Raw genomic sequence first — 2,914 nt, forward strand, 5'->3', positions numbered from 1 at the left:
CCCGCGTTCCGCTACGAACGCTCCCTCGGCGTGATCACCGCCGCCCGCGAGGCCGGGCTGGTCACCAAGTCCAACCTCATCCTCGGCATGGGCGAGACCCCCGACGAGGTCCACCAGGCGATGGAAGACCTGCACGCCGCCGGCTGCGACATCCTCACCATCACCCAGTACCTGCGCCCCTCCCCCCGGCACCACCCCGTCGAGCGGTGGGTCAAGCCCGAAGAGTTCGTCGAGCACTCCCAGGCCGCCGAGGAGATCGGATTCGCCGGCGTCATGGCCGGACCACTCGTCCGCTCGTCGTACCGCGCCGGCCGCCTCTACGCGCAGGCGAAAGCGATTCGGGAGAATCCTCTTTCGCCGACCAGAGGGTCCTCCTGACACTCAGCCGACGACGTGCACGTCCACACCGTCCGCGAACCGGTAGGGATGGGTGGACAGGACCGGGCCGAGACTTTTCCGGAGACGGGAGATCTCGGCGCGCACGGCCACCACGTGGTCGCGGTCACCGAACAACGACACGCTCAGTGACGCGGCATCGATTCCGGTGGAACCGATTTCGGTCAGCACTCGCAGTATCTGCGCATGGCGCGGTGAGAGCGCGCGGGTCCATTCCGTATCGCCCCGCACCGTTGCTCGCGGGGACTCACCGAGATCGAGTTCCACCTGGACGCCCGTCGGCGTGCCGGAACGTCGCACCAGCCAGCCGTCACCGAGCGGTTCCGGTACACACAGCCCCAACCCGGGCACCAAGAGCGGCGTGCCGGGGCACGGTGGTGACACCCGGTCGGGGGCGGCGAGGCCACGGGCGTCGGCGACCCAGCCGTGCCGGTCCACCACGAGGGCCGGACCCGCGGTTGCCCCGAGCACCGGTGCCGCGTGCCCGCGAAGCTTCTCCAGGTTGATCGTGTGCTCCTGCCACAGTGTGGCCTCGGCCAACCGCACCGCCGTTTGCACCAGCGCCACCGTCGTCGGGTGAACCGACATCGCCGAGCCACTGATGTCGACGACGCCGAGCACTTCACCACTCCGGGGATCGTGCACCGGAGAGCCCGTGCACGACCAGCCACGATGAGACCGTGCGTAATGCTCCGCCGAGAACAGTTGCACAGGAGCATCTTCCACCAACGCCGTCCCGATGGAGTTCGTACCCACCGAGCTCTCGGACCATCGGGCGCCCTCGACGAATCCCAGGGCATCGGCGGCCTTGCACAGGCCACGGGATCCTTCCCGCCACAGGACCACCCCGTCGGAGTCCGCGATCACCACGATGAAGTTCGCGTCCTCCGCCACCTGAGTCAACGCGCTGCGAAGCTCCGGAAGAATCGAACGCAGGGCGGTACGCGTCCGCCGGGCTTCGACCTCGGCGCAGTCGGCCAGCACCACGTCCTCACAACTGTCGGGACTCACCCCGTCCGCTTGTAACCGCGACCACGACCTGCCGACGATCTCGCGCGGCTGCGCCGGTGGTCGCCGACCCGACAGCACTGCATCGTGCACTTGACTCAACAACCGTGCGTGCCGGGGAAGATCCACCCCCGAGCCGACAGCGGGAAGGCGGTGCCGAACCGAACCGGTAGTACTCACACCTCGGAGCCTACCGGGAATGTGAGCGCCGAACCATGGCCGGGTTCGGCACATTTTCGTTGGGAGAGAACGCAATCGGTTCACAATTTGTCACAATGCAATCGGCTGCAACCCTTGAACAGTCACGGCCGGCGATGCTTGGCTCTCGTGTGAGCACGATCACATCGGAGAGGAGCCAGGAATGAGCATCGAGGGCAAGGTCGCGTTGATCACCGGCGCGGGCCAGGGCATCGGACGAGCGATCGCGTTGCGGCTGGCGTCGGACGGCGCCGACATCTCGCTCGTCGACGTCAACGCCGACCGGATCAGCGCGGTGGCGGACGAGGTCCGGGCGGCGGGTTCGAAGGCCGTCTCGTTGGTCGCCGACGTGACGGACCGCGATCAGGTCCGGTCCGCCGTCGACCGGACGGAGCGCGAACTGGGCGGGTTCGACATCATCGTCAACAATGCGGGCATCGCGCAGGTCGACCCGATCGCCGACGCGACACCGGAGGACGTGTCGCGGATCCTGGCCGTGAACGTCGAAGGTGTGCTGTGGGGCATCCAGGCTGGGGCCGCGAAGTTCCGGGCGCGGGGGCACGGCGGGAAGATCGTAAACGCGTCGTCGATCGCCGGCCACGAGGGATTCGCGATGCTCGGCGTGTACTCGGCGACGAAGTTCGCGGTCCGCGCACTCACCCAGGCCGCGGCGAAGGAGTACGCGTGCGACGGCATCACCGTCAACGCCTACTGCCCCGGTGTCGTCGGCACCGACATGTGGGTCACGATCGACGAGCGTTTCGCGGACCTCACCGGCGCGCCGAAGGGTGCCACGTTCGAGAAGTTCGTCGGCGGCATCGCACTCGGCCGTGCACAGACACCCGAGGACGTTGCCGCGTACGTGTCGTATCTGGCCGGACCGGACTCCGACTACATGACCGGGCAGGCCGGACTGATCGACGGCGGCCTCGTGTACCGGTAGGCAAGGCGTTCCAGGAGAAGGCTGAGCGGTGGTGGTTTCGCGGCCGCAACCGCGGGTAGACGAGGTGGTGACGCGTCAGTGAGTTCGGGATGAAAGGGGGCAGCCGTGGACGCCGGCGACCTCGTCGAACGCACCGCCCGGTTGCGGGCCGATCTGCAGGAACTCGAACACCGCATCAAGGAGTTGACCGACGCGTTCGACCTTCTCGGCAGCACAGCCGACGGCGCTTCGCGGGAAGGGGTGATCGACAGCCTCAGCGACGCCCGGCTGGACCTGAGCACCGCGGACAGGCACCTCGAGACCGCGGTACGCAACGCCGAGAAACTGTCGATGGCCTGAACACCGGCACCCCGCGAGCAGATGCTCGCG

At 67.8% G+C, this 2,914-nt stretch carries 3 protein-coding genes and 1 pseudogene; 3 read left to right on the forward strand and 1 reads right to left on the reverse strand.

Going from position 1 to position 2,914, the window contains the following annotated elements:
* A pseudogene (locus ACFTZB_RS44675) lies at positions 1 to 378 on the forward strand (lipoyl synthase); the annotation flags it as partial.
* A gap of 3 nt (positions 379 to 381) precedes the next feature.
* On the opposite strand, the gene ACFTZB_RS44680 reads toward ACFTZB_RS44675, so the two are convergent.
* Positions 382 to 1,638 carry a GAF domain-containing protein gene (locus ACFTZB_RS44680; protein ID WP_378442297.1) on the reverse strand — a complete coding sequence of 419 codons (1,257 nt, stop codon included), beginning with the start codon at positions 1,636 to 1,638 and terminating at the stop codon, positions 382 to 384.
* 127 nt (positions 1,639 to 1,765) lie between these two features.
* Here ACFTZB_RS44680 and ACFTZB_RS44685 point away from each other — a divergent pair, with 127 nt between their 5' ends.
* Together ACFTZB_RS44685 and ACFTZB_RS44690 are read left to right on the forward strand one after the other, a co-directional pair.
* A complete protein-coding gene (locus ACFTZB_RS44685; protein ID WP_378442299.1) occupies positions 1,766 to 2,545 on the forward strand; it encodes an acetoin reductase in 780 nt (259 codons plus the stop codon).
* 105 nt (positions 2,546 to 2,650) lie between these two features.
* Positions 2,651 to 2,884 (forward strand): hypothetical protein, encoded by a 234-nt coding sequence (locus ACFTZB_RS44690; protein ID WP_378442301.1) that lies wholly within the window; start codon positions 2,651 to 2,653, stop codon positions 2,882 to 2,884.
* Positions 2,885 to 2,914 lie beyond the last annotated feature (30 nt).

Source organism: Rhodococcus sp. NPDC057014, assembly GCF_042673295.1.
Classification (GTDB): domain Bacteria; phylum Actinomycetota; class Actinomycetes; order Mycobacteriales; family Mycobacteriaceae; genus Rhodococcus_F.